We start from the raw sequence: 15318 nt of genomic DNA, 5'->3' as shown, positions 1-15318 counted from the left end.
GACGTTGTGGACGGCGGCCGGGATCAGCTGGGTTGTGCGTGATGAGCGGTAGTCGTCGGAACCCGTGAGGGCCTACACGTGCCAACAGGTGTTAGATCGGTCAATAGTTCTCGCGTACAACAGAATTCAAATCGATCGGGGCACTCGTAGGGGTGGCTGAAGGCCCCCTCGATGTGCCTACACATTGTGGACCTGGATGTGCCCGGCGTATGAATACATCCCTATCACTACCTATAACTAGCGTTATAGGTAGTGATAGGGTAGTTTGCGGATGTGAGCATTGCTGTGTACTCGGCTGAGCAGGTTGCCGACATTCTCGGACTGCACGTACGAACCGTCCGGGGATACGTCCGTGACGGTCGCCTGCCGGCCGTGCGTATGGGCAAGCAATACCGCATCACCAAACGAGACTTGCAAGCTTTCGCTGGTGCGGTTACCGACGAGCCGGCGAGCAGCCCACACGCTCACGTCTCTACTGTCGTGCACATCGACAATGTCGACCGCCTCACCATGGATCGCATCACTACACATCTCACCGCTGCAGCGATCAGCGACTCAAGTGGGCCAGGACAGCTCGACGTTCATTCGACATATGACGAATCTGCCTGCCGTCTCACGGTCTTCGTCGTCGGTGACCCAGAATCCACGGCATCCGTCATCGGATTGATTGGCGCCCTGACACGCCAGGACGACAAGTGAACGCCGACGTCTACCGCTCCTCATCTGGCCAGCAAGCCGTCGAGCGTCGTTACCGCGAACACCTTCAGCGCTGGGCAGTGCCGCTGCGGCGTCGCATCGTCGCCACACGCGAGGGCGACACCTTCGTCATGGACTGCGGACCCACCGATGCTCCACCGGTTGTATTGCTGCACGGCGCGGGGAGCAACAGCGCGATCTGGCAGACCGACGCGTCGCGGTGGTCAGCGACCCACCGGCTGTACATGGTCGACCTCGTCGGAGAGCCCGGATTGAGCGCGCCGTCGCGGCCGCCACTTGATTCCGATGCCTTTGCGTTATGGCTCGATGACGTGCTCGATAGGCTGGGCGTCGATGCCGCTGGCTTCGTGGGGGTGTCCTTGGGCGGGTGGCTGGCCACGGATTACGCGATCCGCCGGCCAGACCGCGTCCAACGATTGGCGCTGCGGGCCCCGGGCGGTATCGGCCGTCAACGCTACGGTGCCGTCCTCGCCGCACTGGCCCTGATGGCATTCGGCGAGCGTGGTACGCGTCGTGCTCTGCGGATTACGCTTGGGCCGGGCCGCATTCCTGGTCCCGTCATCGATTACCTGTTGCTGATCCAACGCAACTATCGCCCCCGCCACGACACACTGCCCGTCTTCTCCGACGATGACCTAAAGGCAATCTTCGCACCACTTTTCGTTGTGCTGGGTGCGCGCGACCGCATGCTCAACTCGCGCGACACCGCCGCACGCTTGACACGTCTGCAGCCCGCGGCAGCGGTCAACCTGCTCGCCGACACGGGTCACGGTCTCTTCGACGACGGCAACGACCTCCACACTTTCCTGAACCAACGCACGACACCGTGACACACGCAGAGGATTCCTGGGCCTTCCGCAAAGAAGTACGCCGCGACCTTCGCGCCGCGCTCAAATCGCGCCAACCGGAAATGGTCTCAGTCCTGCGAACCATGATCGCCGCGATCGACAACGCCGAAGCAGTCCAATCCGAGGAGCAGACGCCGCGATCTGCAGACGGCACCGTCGCGCACTCCTCGCCCGGAGTCGGATCAACCGAGGCGCCCAGACGCGAGCTGACCATGTCCGACATCCACGCACTCATTCGAGACCTCCTGCGCGAGTATGAGACGCAGGAGAAGCACTACCGCTCGATACATCAACACGAGGCAGCCGACCGCCTTCGGCGCCAATCGAACGTCTTGCGCCCCTACCTCGATGCACTGGGCGGTCCGACTCGTTGATGACGCAAGCTCCGCGATATCACCGTCTGCAGGCGTATCGCCCTGACCGCGAATCCGGCGGCCCATCCCTTGCTCGCCTAATTCCCCACCAAGGGCGTCTATCACCCTTTCCTGAAGCCCGCCCACAGCATCAGGACTGACTAACGGCGTCACCAACGTCATGGCCTCATACAGCTAGCGGCGTCGCAGTAAAGGCTGGGTGCTGCACCGGAACGCACCGCCCAGCGACCGGCTGATTCCGAACTCGATGTACTCGACCGTGACGCCACGGTGTTCCAATTGCTCACCGACCCAACCAAAGGCGGGATCGGTGACGTAAACGTCGGGGGAGATCGGCAACCCGTTGGTGGCCAGTTCCTTAGCCTGCGCCAGCGAAACCGGTATCCGGTCCCAAGACGTCAGCGCGGCGGGAACCCCGTCGAGCAGTGCGTCTTCGCACACCACCAGCAGGCCGTCGCGGATCAATCCGAGCGCACAGTCCAGGTGCAGGATGTCGGGGACCAAACGGACCACCTCAACGGTGTAGCCCCGCGTAGCGAGCAGCTTGGCCAGCCAGCGCGCGCCGAGTGCATTCGACGCAAGACCCGATGTCCCCACGAAAACCTGCCGGCCGAGAACCAGGACATCGCCGCCCTCTAAGAACGGACCGGGCCCCAGCGTCGTATCGTCGGCGGCGGCGATTTCGGGAGCCGGGACGGCGACATAGTCGCAGGTGGCGGGATACACCCGCTCGAGCATGATGTCGCGGACCGGCAAGACCTCGCGACGGCGATGCCGAAACCGAAGGGAGCCCTCGATCACGACATCTCCGATGGTGAAAAACGGGTCGCGCACAAAGAAATTGGCGTATCCGTCGGAGCCTGCCGCGGCTTTCTCGGCCGCGGTCAACATCCGCGGACGTAGTACTTCGACACCGTAGCGGTGCAGCACCGCCTCGAAGTTGCGCCGTTCCTGCAGCCACAACCGCTGCCGCTGCGGGCAAGCTGTGCCGAAATCCTGTCCAGCGGCAACGTTTTCAGCCGAGTCGGAGGCAAGGAATTCCAGGTCGGAATCCGGGATGTCTTCCGGCAGCGCCAGTTCGGACTGGGCGAGCACCACGCTGCGTAGCGGCGCGAACTCGCTTTCGACGAAGACGTCGGTCACTGTCGCCTCATCGCGCGGCTAGGGCTGCGCGTATCCCGGTGGGTTGACGGTGTCGACCCACAGGTCCACGCCCAGGTCGCTACCGGGCACACAGTCATAGACCGACAGATCGGTGACACCGGAGTCCACCAGCACGTCCTCGCACAGCAGGGAGTTGCCGGTGTACTCGCGGGCGGGCTTGGTCACGATGGCGTACGCGGCGTCGGCATAGATGTCGGGGGTGCGAGAGCGCGCCATCGCCTCGTCTCCGCCGAGCAGGTTCTGTACCGCGGCGGTCGCGATCATGGTGCGCGGCCAGAGCGTGTTGGAGGCGATACCCTGCCCGCGCAGTTCCTCGGCCATACCGAGTGCACACAGCGTCATCCCGAACTTGGCCATCATGTAGGCGGTGGGCTTGAGCCATTGGGGCTCCAGCCGGATCGGCGGGGACAGCGTCAGGATGTGCGGATTGTCGCGGCCGATCATGTGCGGAATGCAGGCCTGCGACACCGCGTAGGTACCGCGCACCTCGATGCCGTTCATCAGATCGAAGCGCTTCAGCGGCACTTCGAGGATCGAGCCGAGATTGATCGCCGAGGCGTTGTTCACACAGATGTCGATGCCGCCGAACCGTTCGACGGTGGTGGCCACGGCCCCTGCCACGGAGTCTCCATCACGGATGTCGCCGACGATCGGCAGCGCCTGCCCGCCGGCCTCTTCGATTTCGGCGGCCGCCGTGTAGATCGTGCCGTCGAGCTTGGGATGCGGTTCGGCGGTCTTGGCGATCAGCGCGACGTTGGCGCCGTCGCGGGCGGCGCGCTTGGCGATCGCCAGGCCGATGCCACGGCTGGCACCGGAAATGAACATGGTTTTGCCGGAGAGAGGGCCTGAGTTGGGCATGGCTGTCAGCCTATGCCGCGGGGGCCGCGGCGGTGGTGGTCCGGGGGATGTTTTCGTCGTCGACGCGGGACCGTGGCTAGCTTTCGGTGCCGCGGTCGCGTACCAGCGAGTTGAGCGTGAAACGGGTCTGTAGCCCGATGTATTCATCGAGGGTGTACAGCTCGCCGAAGTGCCAGCGCTTGAGCGCCCAACCGTGTGCGAGGAGCATGATGTCGAAAACCACGAGGTCGACGTCGACGCCGTGGAATGTGCCGGTGGCGATCCCCGCCTCGATGACGGTGCGCAGCGGCGCGGCGCTCGCGATCTCGAGTTCCTTGATCTTGGTCCGCCCTGCCGAGTCCAGGGTGCGGCTTTCCCGATAGGTCAGCACCACCGCGTCCAGGTTTTCATCGACGATCTCGATGTAGCGCCGGATGCCAGCCGTCAACTGCTGGACAGGGTCGTCTCCCGCGTCGGCGATGACGGGGGTGAGTTGATCGCTGAACGCATCCTGGATCCGCACTATGGTCGCCAGAAGCAGGTCTTCTTTGCCGGAAAAGTACTTGTAGATCAAGCCGACGCTCACGTCGGCCTCGGTGGCCAGGTCCTGCATCGACATCTGGTGGAAGCCAGTCTTCTGCATGACTTTGACTGCTGCATCAAGGATCTGACGACGTCGCGAATCGGTCCGGGCTGCGCGTACGGCTTCCTCGACCGGCAGTTGACCGTAGTCAGTGGTCAAGGCGTGCTCCTATCGGAGAATCAGATCCCCAGGTCTTTGGCGATGATCGTCTTCATGATCTCGTTGGTGCCGCCGTAGATGGTCTGGATGCGGGCGTCGACGAAGGCCCGCGAGACCGGGTATTCGCGCATGTAACCGTAACCGCCGAACAGTTGCAGGCAACGATCCGCGGTGCGCACCTGTAGGTCGGTGGACCACCATTTCAGCTTGGCGGCGCGCGCCGCGGTCAGATCGCCTGCCAGGTGCTCGGCGATGCAGTCGTCGAGGAAGGTCCGCGCGATGTCGAGTTCGGTGGCGACCTCAGCGAGCACGAACTGGGTATTCTGGAATCCCGCGATCGGCGAACCGAACGCTTGGCGCTGCTTTACGTAGTCGAGCGTCTCGCGCAGTACGCCTTCGGCGGCCGCGACCGCACCGACCCCCAACGACAGCCGCTCCTGCGGCAGGTTGCGGACTAGCTGAAAGAACCCCTGTCCCTCCTCTCCGAGCAGGTTTGCCGCTGGCACCCGCATATCGGTGAAGGCCAGTTCGCTGGTGTCCTGGGCGTGCAGGCCGATCTTCTCCAGATTGCGGCCCCGGTGGAAACCCGGTGTGTCGGCCTCGACCACCAGCAAAGACAGCCCCCGGTGCCGGTCTTCTGCGGTGCGCACCGCGACCACGAACAGATCACCGGTTTGGCCGTTGGAGATGAAGGTCTTCGCGCCGTTGACTACGTAGTACTCGCCATCACGACGAGCCGTGGTGCGAATGCCTGCGAGATCGCTGCCGGTGCCGGGCTCGGTCATCGCGATACCGAGCACTGTCTCGCCGGTGACCACCGCCGGTAGCCAGCGCTTTTGCTGTTCGGGGGTGGTGAGGTCGGTCAGGTAGGGCAGCACCACGTCGTTCTGCAGCGAAAACGCGATCGCTTCGGCAGCCGCCCCGGCTCGTTGCAGTTCTTCAATCACGATGGCGTGATAGCGGAAGTCGTGTACGCCCGGACCGCCGAGTTCCTCGGACACCGGGAAGCCCAGTAGGCCCAGGCGGCCGGCCTCAGTGAACAGGGCGCGTTCCCAACAGCCGGATCGCTCGCGGTTCTCGTGGACTTCGACGACGCTGCGCTGCACGAATTCAGCGACCATCTCCCGGAATTGCCGGTGCTCGGGGCCGTACTCCAGCTTGGCGGCCATCGCTCAGCCCGCCATCGTCAGACCACCGCTGACGCTGATCACCTGACCGGTGATGAATGACGCGGTATCGGAGGCGAAGAACAGCACCGGCGCGGCGACCTCCTCCGGGCGGGCCAACCGACGGAACGGGATCGCCTTGACCAGAGCCTCTTTCAGCTTCTCGGGCTGAGCCGCGAACAGCGGAGTATCGGTCGGCCCCGGACAGACGCAGTTGACGGTTATCGTGTGGCGGGCCATCTCCCGGGCCAGTGACTTGGTCAGTGCGATCACCCCACCCTTGGCGCCGGCGTAGATGCTTTCGCCCGCACTGCCGACCCGCCCGGCGTCGCTGGCCAGGTTGATGATGCGTCCACCCCCGCCGGCCTCGATCATCCCCGGCAAGAACGCGCTGCAGACGTGAACTGGCCCGAGGTAGTTGATAGCCACCACCTTCTCGGCGAATTCCGTTGTGGCGTTGAGAAATTGGTCGGTACGGTCCCACCCGGCCGCGTTGACCAGCACGGTCGGCACGCCGATCTCGGCGTGTGTCCGGTCACGTAACGTGTCGACCTGCGCGCGGTCGGCGACGTCGACCGGCAATGCCGTGATGAGCTCGGGATGTTGGGCGGCGGTGGCCTCGGCCGCGGCGAGGTCGAGATCGGCGGCGATCACTCGGTCGCCCTGTGCGGCGAATGCCAGGGTGATCGCCTTGCCTATACCTGATCCGGCTCCGGTGACCAGCGCGAGAGTATTGCTCATGAGGTGGTCCTGTCCTGGTCGGTGCTAGGCCGTGATGAACTGGCCGAAGTCGGCGGGACGCTTCTCGGCGAACGCTGCGGCGCCCTCCCTGCCTTCGTCGGTGTGCACGAAGATCTCCAGCGCCGACATCGCCAGGTTGCTCAGACCGGCTTGGTGGTCGGTGTCGGCGTTGAAGGACTGCTTGAGGAAGCGCAGTGCGGTTGGGCTCTTTTCGGCGATCTCGGCGGCGACCGCCTTGGCTTCGTCGAGGAGTCGTTCGGCCGGGACGACCCAGTTCACCAGCCCCCAGCGTTCGGCGGTGGCGGCGTCGTACTGCCGGCACAGGTACCAGAGTTCGCGGGCGCGCTTCTCGCCGACGACGCGGGCCAGGTACGCCGAGCCGAATCCAGCGTCGAACGATCCGACCCGGGGCCCGGCCTGACCGAACCTGGCGGTGTCGGAAGCTATTGAGAGATCGCACAGGACGTGCAGCACGTGGCCACCGCCGATGGCGACACCGTTGACCGCCGCGATCACCGGCTTGGGCACGTCGCGAATCAGCTTGTGCAGGTAGCCGATCTCGAACATGCCGCTTTCGGTGGGACCGTAGTCACCGGTCTCGGCGCGCTGCTTGACGTCGCCGCCGGTGCAGAAGGCCTTCTCGCCGGCCCCGGTGAGGATGATGGCCGCGACCTGGGTGTCGGCCCAGGCTGCCCGGAACGCCTTGATCATTTCCTCCACGGTTTGGCCGCGGAAGGCGTTGTAGCGGTGTGGACGGTTGATCGTGATGACGGCAGCGGGGCCGTCGACCTCATAGGTGATGTCTTCGTAGTCGGGCATGCGGTCTCCTGAGTCGGCGATCGAAGGTTGGCGAAACCATGGTGAGCGTGCATTCAGAGAGAATGAACAAGAGTTCAATCCGAGTGAATCTAGGTTTCGATCGGTCGGGGCGTCAAGGGCTGATCGTCCGGCATTGGGCCGAGGTGGAGTGCGGTTTGTCATCGGTTCGATCGGGGGAGGGCGGTATTTCCGGCGGCTGGGACGGGCTTACGACGTAAACTGAGGCACGAATCGCCGCGGAGATGAAGGCCGGCTGACCTTTGTATCGGTGCATTGAGAAGGGGTGGTCTGGTGGATGCCGGGGTGGACGCTGCGGACACGGTCGGCGGCCCGCGCTCGCCGTCGCAGTTGAGTCGCGACGGAATCCTGGAAATGGCCATCGGCTTCATTGATCGCCAGGGCCTGTCGAAATTGACGATGCGTGCGCTGGGTGCGGCCTGCGGGGTCGAGGCGATGGCGCTCTACCGCTACGTGCACGGCCGTGGTGACCTGCTCAGCGGGGTCGTCGACCACATCATCGACCGGCTCTACGCCGATCAACTCGCGGCGCGGCGCCAGGAAGACGGCTGGCAGGACTACCTCATGCGGTTGGCGCATGGTGTCCGCCAGATCGCACTCGACCATCCGGAGGTTTTTCCGCTGGTGGCCACCCAGGCGCCGGAGGCGCCATGGGTTCGGCCGCCGCTGCGCAGCCTGCGCTGGATGGAAAGCTTCCTCGACACGCTGATCTCCTATGGATTCGACGATGCGGCCGCGGTGGCGGCCTACCGCTCCTACACCACGTTCCTGATCGGTCACCTGCTGTTGGAGGTGTCGGCGCGCGGCGCGGAACTGCACCCCGATGAGGCCCTGCTCGATGACAGGGGCGAGCGGTCCGCACGCGACCTGACCGACTACCCGCACCTGCTGCGTCTGCAGCCGATGTTGTCGCAAGACCGCAGCACCGCGGAGTTCGAGGAGGCGCTGGAGGCCATGCTGGACCGGCTCGAACTGCTGCTCGCCCGGCGCTGAGGCAACCGGCACCCGGGAGGTTTACGTTGTAAACACCGTGGGTATCGCTCGTGTTGCAACGCCACATTAGGGAGGAGCTGACGATGGGATTGGCAGACAAAGCCAGAAACGCCGCACAGGATGTCGCGGGCAAAGCCAAAGAAGCCGCCGGCAAGGTCACCGGTAATGACGAGCTCAGGAACGAGGGCAAGGCCGACCAGGGGAAGTCGAGCCTGAAGAAGGCCGGCGAGAACGTCAAGGACGCCTTCAAGGACTAGCAAGCGAGAACGCCGCCCCGTGCGCCGATTACGGCGCGCGGGGCGGTGGTGCGTCCGGGGGTCGAAGCGGGTTGTAGCGGGACGGCAGGACGATCCAAGAAAGCCACCGCGGACAGGTTTACAACGTAAACAATCCGGCGTAGTTTCAACCGCATGCTGTTCGGTTTACGGCGTAAACTCACTCGTCGCGCTACTTGGCGCCGCAACGGGACCGGATCGGAGCGGGCGGAAGCAATTCCGGCCGCCGCGATGACGGTCCGTGGCGTCATTGCCGAGGCGTGCGTCGGCGAGGCGTTCGTCGCCCCGCAGGCTCCTGCGGAAGCTCCTGCGGAAGAAGAGCTGCACGTCCTGGTGGAGCGTCGCGGGTCAGCGCTGCTGGTTCATGCGGGTGGCAGCGTCGACGCCTCCAACATCGCCGTCTGGCGTCGCCTGATCGGCGAGGCCGCGGGGGTGGCGACAGGACCTGGACCGTTGATCATCGATACCGGCGGACTCGAGTTCATGGGAATCTGCGCATTCGCAGTGCTGGTCGAGGTGGCGGCCAGGTGCCGCAGCCGTGGCATCCAGCTGTGCCTGGTCAGCGACCAGCGCATCACCGCCCGGGTGGTGGACGCCGCGGGTCTCGACGCCGAATTGTCGTTCGCCGCGGCCGTCGAGGATGTGCTCGGTGATGCACCGCGTGACGATCCCGGTCCGGTCCTGGACGGCTGAACGGCGACCACCGCGGTCAGCGGGCCTGAATGTCGGCGGTGATCGCACCGGTCAAACGAATCAGATCGGTGGGTGCTACCGCCACGTCCCAGCCGCGTTGGCCCGCGCTGCACAGCAGCCGGTCAAAACTCAACGCCGAGGCGTCCACCACCGTCGGCAACGCTTTGCGCTGTCCCAGTGGAGAGATCCCGCCCAGCACGTAACCGGTGGCCCGTTGCGCCGCCGCCGGGTCGGCCATGGCGGCCTTGGGCACCCCCAAGGCTGCGGCGACCGCTTTCAGTGACAGCTTCGCCGGCACCGGCAGCACCGCGACCGCCAGGCCGCGTGGGACAGCGACCACCAGCGTTTTGAAGATCTGCTCGGGCCGCACACCGTCCGGCCCCTCGGCCGCGAGCTGCTCGACGGCTTCGGCTCCGAAAGCGCGCTGGTCCGACTCGTGCTGGTACCGCAGCACCTCATAGGGCACCTTTGCGGCGATCAGGGCCGCGATAGCTCGGGTTGCGGCGCGACTCACCGCGTCAGGATACGGGCGGGAAATAGCGCCATGGCCGACGCTGTTGAGTAAGGCAGTTCGTGTGGTCGCTGCGTCAAGCCGTCGATCACGGCCCTAGGATCGGAAAGGAGTCGCCGATGTCAACGGCGATCGGTCTGCTGGAACGCGAGCTATCGGCTGGGCTGGTTGTGGGCACTGCGACAGAAGGGGCAGCGGCAATCGAGATGGCTGACGGCGAGAGTGCGTCCGGTACCGGAATTGAGGCTTCGACAGAAGCCAAGGCGCCGGTGCGTTCCGATGAGACCGACGAGCAGCTGACCGCTCGGTTCGAACGCGACGCGATTCCCATGCTCGATCAGCTCTACGGCGGTGCGCTGCGGATGACGCGCAATCCTGCCGATGCCGAGGACCTGCTGCAGGAGACCATGGTCAAGGCCTATGCCGGGTTCCGCTCGTTTCGGGAGGGCACCAACCTCAAGGCGTGGCTGTATCGCATTCTGACCAACACCTACATCAACAGTTACCGCAAGAAGCAACGCACCCCTGCGGAGTATCCGACCGACGAGATCACCGACTGGCAGCTGGCAGCCACCGCCGAACACTCTTCGACGGGACTGCGCTCGGCGGAGGTGGAAGCGCTGGAGTCACTGCCTGACACCGAGATCAAAGAGGCGTTGCAGCAGCTTCCCGAAGAGTTCCGGATGGCGGTGTACTACGCCGACGTCGAAGGATTCCCGTACAAGGAGATCGCCGAGATCATGGATACGCCGATCGGCACGGTGATGTCGCGTTTGCACCGCGGCAGGCGCCAGTTGCGCTGTCTGCTGGCCGATGTAGCCCGCGACCGCGGATTCATTCGCGACGGCCAGGCTTCCGAGGAGGTGTCGTCGTGACCGAACACTCGCGGGACTGCAACACGCCGCCGGACGCCGGCGGATCCGACGCCAACTGTTCTGAAGTGATCGCCGAAGTATGGACGCTGCTCGACGGCGAATGCACCGCAGAGACCAAGGCCAAACTGCGCCAGCACCTTGAGGAATGCCCGGGTTGCCTGCGGCACTACGGGGTCGAGGAACGGATCAAGACGCTGATCGCCCGCAAGTGCAGTGGTGATAAGGCTCCGCGGCGTCTCTACGAACGGGTGCGGCTGGAGATCAGCCAGACCACGATCATCCACCGCGAGGGCTAGGTCCGCAGGCCCTAACCGCAGCAAGCCCGGCCTGAGGCCGGGCTTGCGGTCAGCTAGCTCGCTAACGCTCTAGGCGTTGGGTCGCTTGCCGTGGTTGGCTTTGCTGTGCTTGCGGTCACGCTTCTTGCGTCCACGCTTTGCCATGATTGGCCCTCCTAGCAGGTATTCCAGCTGGATAGTCTCTCACACCGCCGGCTATGGCGTGGTGGCGGGGCTTGAGTGGGCTCCGCCACCGCCTTAGTGCACCGAGAAGTTCCGAGCACCCGCCAGGGTCTGCGGCACGAGTGCCGGCGGGGTCGGCGGAGCCGGCGGGGTTTCGAGCGCGGGCACCGCGGACATGGGGACACCGGGCGGCGTCAGCGAACTGACATCGGTCGGCATGATCGAGCCCACCCCTGGCACCACCTTGTTGAGCATGCCGTTGAGCACCTGCAGGAAGGAGTTCGCGGCGTTCACACCCGCCGCTGAGCTTCCTGCAGTCGGTCCTGGCATGCCCAGCGGGCTGGGGGTGCCCAGCGCGTTGGGCACGCCGAGCGGGCTGGGGGTGCCGAGGGGGGTCGGAATCGGCATGGGGTCGTCGACCAGTGTCGGGGCCGCTTTGGCGGACGCGACTCCGAATCCCAGCGTGGCCAGCGTCATGGCGCCGGCGCAGATCAGTGTCAGCCGCACCCGCGGCTGGGCAAGACGGTTTACAGACAACGCGCTACTCCTCAAGTTCGATGGCGACTCGTGCCGCGTCACGGCGATTTCGTCACGCGTTCAAAACACTCGAGTAACGGTGCTATGCAATTGTCACAGGAGAAACACGACACGATCACGGATCGAACTCTCTAAGTCCTCTTATTTATCTTGGAGTTCGCTTACCCGAGCGCCGTGCCCAATCGTCTGAGGGGGTTGTGGTTCGATAGGGCCTAGCTTTTTTGATGTACGCAATCGTTGACTGGGTGATGAACGAGGTGGAGATGGCCGAGGACGTTCGCGCGGAGATCGTGGCCAGCGTGCTCGAGGTCGTGGTCCACGAGGGCGACCAGATCAACGAGGGCGACACCGTGGTGCTGCTGGAGTCGATGAAGATGGAGATCCCGGTGCTGGCCGAGATCGCGGGCACCATCAGCAAGGTGGCCGTGCAGGTCGGTGACGTGATTCAGGCAGGCGACCTGATCGCCGTGATCAGCTGATCGCTGCCGCTGTGAACGGCGCAACCTAGCCGATGTCCACCCTCGGTGACCTGCTCGCCGAACACACCGTTCTGCCCGGCAGTGCGGTGGACCATCTGCATGCCGTGGTCGGGGAGTGGCAACTGCTGGCGGACCTGTCGTTCGCCGACTACCTGATGTGGGTGCGCCGCGACCCCGACGTCGACGGTGCATTGGTGTGCGTGGCGCAATGCCGGCCCAACACCGCGCCCACGGTGTTGCTGAGCGACGCCGTCGGCACCGTCGTTGTTCCAGAATGGATGCCGCTGGCGGTCGCGGCATTCGAATCGGGCGTCATCGGGCGCGAAGGTATTGCCGGACAACGCAATATGGAAGCGGTGCCGGTGCGCCACGGCGACCGGATTGTGGCCGTGCTGACCCACCAGACCGCGTTGACCGGCGGCCGCGAGTCCAGCCGGTTGGAGGCGGCCTACTTGGACTGCGCGGCAGATCTGGTGCACATGCTCTCCGAGGGCACCTTCCCCGACGTCGGCGACATCGCGGTGTCGCGCTCGAGTCCGCGAGTGGGCGACGGCTTCATCCGGCTGGCCGTCGACGGCACGGTCCGTTACGCCAGCCCGAACGCGGTGTCGGCTTACCACCGCATGGGACTGGCCGCCGAGCTGGCCGGCCACGACCTGGTCGCCATCACCCGGCCGCTGATCTCCGACCCGTTCGAGGCGCACGAACTGGCCGAACATGTGCGTGAATCACTGTCCGGGGGATCGAGCATGCGGTTCGAGGTCGACGCGGCCGGAGCAGTGGTGCTGTTGCGTACGCTGCCGCTGATCGTGCACGGCCAGCCGGCGGGGGCGGCGGTACTGGTTCGCGACGTCACCGAAGTGAAGCGCCGCGACCGCGCGCTGCTCTCGAAGGACGCGACCATTCGAGAGATCCATCATCGGGTGAAGAACAACCTGCAGACCGTGGCGGCGCTGCTGCGTCTGCAGGCCCGCCGCACGGCCAGTACTGAAGGCCGCGAGGCGTTGCTGGAATCGGTGCGGCGAGTGTCGTCGATCGCACTGGTCCACGAGGCGCTGTCGATGTCGGTCGACGAGGTGGTGAACCTCGACAAGGTGATCGACCGCATCCTGCCGATGATGAATGACGTTGCCAGTGTGGATATCCCGATACATGTCGCCCGGATCGGGTCGATCGGGTCGCTGGACGCCGATCGGGCCACCGCGTTGATCATGGTGATCACCGAACTGGTGCAGAACGCGATCGAGCACGCCTTCGAGGCGGAGGCGGACCGGCGGGCGGTGACCATCCGGGCCGAACGTTCGGCGCGTTGGCTCGACGTCGTGGTCCACGACGACGGCCATGGGCTTCCGGACGGGTTCCGGCTGGAAACCTCCGACCGCCTCGGCCTGCAGATCGTCAACACGCTGGTCTCGGCGGAGCTCAACGGTTCCCTGACCGCACAAGACGCGCCCGGCGGCGGGACCGAGATGGTGCTGCGCATTCCGGTCGGCGGTCGCCGGCTGCGCCAGGCGTTGTGAGGCAGGGTCCCGACACAAAAACGACGCGGCCCCGACCTAGGTCGGGGCCGCGTCGTTGTCTGTCTGAGGTCAGACCCCGCTGCGCGCCCGGGTCCGAGCGTTGCGGCGCTTGAGCGCACGTCGCTCGTCTTCGCTCATGCCGCCCCACACCCCGGCGTCCTGGCCGGTCTCCAGCGCCCAGGTCAGGCACTCGGTGACTACCGAGCAACGGGTGCAGACCTGCTTAGCGGAAGCAATCTGGGCGAGAGCCGGCCCGCTGTTTCCCACCGGGAAGAACAGCTCCGGGTCCTCGTCGCGACAGACCGCCTTGTGGCGCCAATCCATAGGTCTCCAACTCCTTACTTTGGGCGCAGCGGCGTGCGCTATTGCTTTTCGACTGTGTATAAGCGGCGCAAGAAATGATTACGGCTTGCATCCGATCGCTCGATCGTTTCACAGCCTGGACAGATGTCAAGGGTGCGCTTTATCACGTGGCCAAGGTCACGTTTGCGCGGGGCTGCTCCCAGCGTTCCCGCGCAGGTGTACTACAGTGGGTTTCAACTGTGCGCTCATCGAGCAATTTGAGCGCCATCTCCGCAGGTCAGCGGATTTTCTCTGCCGGAGGGGCGACAACGTCCAGCGCGTCGGGAACCGCCCGGAACGTCATCGTGCTACGTAGCCCGAGATATTCGCCATCGATCTGAGTCGCTATCGGTGTGTCGCCGGCGTCCACCCGCAGGGCGTCCACGTCGTCGTCGCGGATGAGTTGTTTGGCGCGCAACTTGGGCCGTTTCGACAGCATCTGCCGAACTAGCCTCAGCGTGGGTAGAACTTTCATGCTGGTGGTTGCGAACACGCCCATTCCCGACTCGAAGGTGGTGTCGGGATTGGTCCACACGCACCGCTCGTCGGCATACGTCCATGGCGCGCAGTTCGAGACGAACACGAAGTGCACCCCTTCGACCGGCTGGTCATCACCCAGTTGCAGTGTCAACGTCGGCGCGCGGCGGGTGGTGGCCAATACCGCGGGGACCGCCGCGCGGATATAGCGCAGCGGGGTGACCGTGTGGCCCTTCTCGCGTTCGGCTTCCACCGCGGCCACCACCTCGCCGTCGACTCCCATGCCGGCGTTGAGGACCGACCACCGCTCGCCGCAGTCGATCAGACCGATCCGGCGCCAGGCGGTACGGCCCCCCGGGTGGTTGATCAACTCGATGAGCTGATTGGTGGCGGCGATTGGGTCGGCCGCGATGCCCAACGAACGCGCGAACACGTTCGCCGATCCGCCGGGCACTACCGCCACCGCGGGCAGGTGCGCCGGTCGCGGTGAACCAGGTGCCCCGAGCAGGCCGTTGACCACGCCGTGCACGGTCCCGTCGCCGCCGTGCGCGATGACTAGGTCGATGCCGTCCCGGGAGGCGGCCTGGCTGATCTCGATGGCATGGCCGCGATAGTCGGTGTGCACCACGGTCAGGTCGAGGCGACTCTTGAGCGCGTGGGCGAGCAGGTCGCGCCCCGCCGGCGTGGTGGATGTGGCATTGGGGTTCACGATCAGCACGGCACGCACGGGAT

General features: G+C 65.1%; 20 protein-coding genes. 10 read left to right on the top strand and 10 right to left on the bottom strand.

The genetic code is table 11. From position 1 onward, the window contains the following. Positions 1-273: 273 nt before the first annotated feature. The 3 genes from NM962_02100 to NM962_02090 are packed head-to-tail and all read left to right on the top strand — an operon-like array spanning position 274 to position 1939. Positions 274-699, top strand: a complete 426-nt coding sequence (locus NM962_02100; GenBank protein ID UVO12977.1) for a helix-turn-helix domain-containing protein — start codon at positions 274-276, stop codon at positions 697-699. Beyond that, positions 696-1547, top strand: a complete 852-nt coding sequence (locus NM962_02095) for an alpha/beta fold hydrolase (GenBank protein UVO12976.1) — start codon at positions 696-698, stop codon at positions 1545-1547. The genes NM962_02100 and NM962_02095 overlap by 4 nt, the downstream gene beginning before the upstream one ends. Beyond that, a complete protein-coding gene (locus NM962_02090; GenBank protein ID UVO12975.1) occupies positions 1544-1939 on the top strand; it encodes a hypothetical protein in 396 nt (131 codons plus the stop codon). The genes NM962_02095 and NM962_02090 overlap by 4 nt, the downstream gene beginning before the upstream one ends. Before the next feature lie 174 nt (positions 1940-2113). On the opposite strand, the gene NM962_02085 is transcribed toward NM962_02090, so the two are convergent. The 6 genes from NM962_02085 to NM962_02060 all read right to left on the bottom strand — a co-directional run bounded on the left by NM962_02085 (position 2114) and on the right by NM962_02060 (position 7408). Further along, positions 2114-3082: an arginine deiminase family protein gene (locus NM962_02085; GenBank protein UVO12974.1), complete on the bottom strand. Its 969-nt coding sequence runs from the start codon at positions 3080-3082 to the stop codon at positions 2114-2116. Between the two features lie 18 nt (positions 3083-3100). Next, positions 3101-3961, bottom strand: a complete 861-nt coding sequence (locus NM962_02080; protein UVO12973.1) for an NAD(P)-dependent oxidoreductase — start codon at positions 3959-3961, stop codon at positions 3101-3103. A gap of 76 nt (positions 3962-4037) precedes the next feature. Further along, entirely contained in the window at positions 4038-4682 is a 645-nt protein-coding gene (locus NM962_02075; protein UVO12972.1) for a TetR/AcrR family transcriptional regulator, read from the bottom strand. Between the two features lie 20 nt (positions 4683-4702). After that, positions 4703-5851: an acyl-CoA dehydrogenase family protein gene (locus NM962_02070; protein ID UVO12971.1), complete on the bottom strand. Its 1149-nt coding sequence runs from the start codon at positions 5849-5851 to the stop codon at positions 4703-4705. Positions 5852-5854: 3 nt separating this feature from the next. Continuing rightward, the gene (locus tag NM962_02065; GenBank protein ID UVO12970.1) at positions 5855-6589 is read right to left on the bottom strand and encodes an SDR family oxidoreductase; all 735 of its coding nucleotides are present in this window, start codon (positions 6587-6589) and stop codon (positions 5855-5857) included. 24 nt (positions 6590-6613) lie between these two features. After that, positions 6614-7408 (bottom strand): enoyl-CoA hydratase-related protein, encoded by a 795-nt coding sequence (locus NM962_02060; GenBank protein ID UVO12969.1) that lies wholly within the window; start codon positions 7406-7408, stop codon positions 6614-6616. A gap of 372 nt (positions 7409-7780) precedes the next feature. On the opposite strand from NM962_02060, the gene NM962_02055 reads away from it, so the two are divergent. From NM962_02055 to NM962_02045, 3 genes are all read left to right on the top strand, one after another. Next, entirely contained in the window at positions 7781-8419 is a 639-nt protein-coding gene (locus NM962_02055; GenBank protein UVO14507.1) for a TetR/AcrR family transcriptional regulator C-terminal domain-containing protein, read from the top strand. Between the two features lie 83 nt (positions 8420-8502). Further along, positions 8503-8676, top strand: coding sequence for a CsbD family protein (locus NM962_02050; protein ID UVO12968.1), 174 nt, complete (start codon positions 8503-8505; stop codon positions 8674-8676). A gap of 153 nt (positions 8677-8829) precedes the next feature. Further along, positions 8830-9387 (top strand): anti-sigma factor antagonist, encoded by a 558-nt coding sequence (locus tag NM962_02045; protein UVO12967.1) that lies wholly within the window; start codon positions 8830-8832, stop codon positions 9385-9387. Positions 9388-9403: 16 nt separating this feature from the next. Here the strand turns inward: NM962_02045 and NM962_02040 are convergent, their stop codons facing one another. Then, positions 9404-9901, bottom strand: coding sequence for an aminoacyl-tRNA deacylase (locus NM962_02040; GenBank protein ID UVO12966.1), 498 nt, complete (start codon positions 9899-9901; stop codon positions 9404-9406). Positions 9902-10104: 203 nt separating this feature from the next. Between NM962_02040 and NM962_02035 the strand changes: the two genes are divergently transcribed. Together NM962_02035 and rsrA are read left to right on the top strand one after the other, a co-directional pair. Beyond that, positions 10105-10773, top strand: a complete 669-nt coding sequence (locus NM962_02035) for a sigma-70 family RNA polymerase sigma factor (GenBank protein UVO14506.1) — start codon at positions 10105-10107, stop codon at positions 10771-10773. Next, positions 10770-11069 carry a mycothiol system anti-sigma-R factor gene (gene rsrA / locus NM962_02030; protein UVO12965.1) on the top strand — a complete coding sequence of 100 codons (300 nt, stop codon included), beginning with the start codon at positions 10770-10772 and terminating at the stop codon, positions 11067-11069. Before NM962_02035 ends, rsrA begins: the two co-directional genes overlap by 4 nt. Positions 11070-11306: 237 nt before the next feature. On the opposite strand, the gene NM962_02025 is transcribed toward rsrA, so the two are convergent. Next, entirely contained in the window at positions 11307-11768 is a 462-nt protein-coding gene (locus NM962_02025; protein UVO12964.1) for a hypothetical protein, read from the bottom strand. A gap of 263 nt (positions 11769-12031) precedes the next feature. Between NM962_02025 and NM962_02020 the strand changes: the two genes are divergently transcribed. Further along, the gene (locus NM962_02020; protein ID UVO14505.1) at positions 12032-12247 is read left to right on the top strand and encodes a biotin/lipoyl-binding carrier protein; all 216 of its coding nucleotides are present in this window, start codon (positions 12032-12034) and stop codon (positions 12245-12247) included. 32 nt (positions 12248-12279) lie between these two features. After that, a complete protein-coding gene (locus NM962_02015) occupies positions 12280-13767 on the top strand; it encodes a PAS domain-containing sensor histidine kinase (protein ID UVO12963.1) in 1488 nt (495 codons plus the stop codon). A 69-nt stretch (positions 13768-13836) separates the two neighbouring features. Here NM962_02015 and NM962_02010 read toward each other — a convergent pair whose 3' ends face one another. Beyond that, positions 13837-14091: a WhiB family transcriptional regulator gene (locus NM962_02010; GenBank protein UVO12962.1), complete on the bottom strand. Its 255-nt coding sequence runs from the start codon at positions 14089-14091 to the stop codon at positions 13837-13839. Positions 14092-14347: 256 nt separating this feature from the next. After that, on the bottom strand, positions 14348-15313 hold the full coding sequence (locus NM962_02005) for a diacylglycerol kinase family lipid kinase (protein ID UVO12961.1): 966 nt from the start codon (positions 15311-15313) through the stop codon (positions 14348-14350). Between the last annotated feature and the right edge of the window lie 5 nt (positions 15314-15318).

This window comes from Mycobacterium sp. SVM_VP21 (assembly GCA_024758765.1).
Taxonomy (GTDB): domain Bacteria; phylum Actinomycetota; class Actinomycetes; order Mycobacteriales; family Mycobacteriaceae; genus Mycobacterium; species Mycobacterium heraklionense_C.
This window is presented reverse-complemented; position numbering and strand designations above follow the sequence as displayed.